1 protein-coding gene is annotated in these 423 nt (G+C 74.5%); it reads right to left on the bottom strand.

Annotated features, from left to right (window positions below; all coding sequences use genetic code 11):
* The coding region (locus LPA54_RS39915; RefSeq protein ID WP_228985307.1) for a protein-glutamate O-methyltransferase family protein at positions 1 to 423 on the bottom strand (423 nt) is incomplete at both ends.

Genomic DNA, 423 nt, shown 5'->3' on the forward strand with positions numbered 1-423 from the left:
GTAGTTGAGGTCGCCCTTGAGGACGGTGACGGTCGCCGCGGCGAAGTCGGCGCGCAGGTCGTCCGGCATGTCGGCGTACGGCAGGGGCGCGCAGGAGAACGGGTGGGCGCGCAGTGCGAGCCGCCCGTCGGTGAGGGCGGCGCGCAGGCGGTGTCCGTACGCCTCGGCGGCGCCCTTGGCGGCGGCGAGGCGGCGTACGGCGTCGAGGACGTCGGCGGTGGTGGCGTCGGAGACGGAGTACGGGTGCGGCTTGACGTGCACAACGGCGCGGGCGATACGGCCGTGGGCCAGCAGATGGGCGATCAGCAGCAGATCGGGGACGAGTTCACGGCCCGCGTTGTCGGCGACCAGGCAGAGGGTGCCGGCCGGGGAGCCGTCGAGCAGGGACCACAGGCGCTCGCTGTCGTCGGCGACGAGGGCGGG

This window comes from Streptomyces sp. DH12, from assembly GCF_020873895.1.
GTDB lineage: Bacteria > Actinomycetota > Actinomycetes > Streptomycetales > Streptomycetaceae > Streptomyces.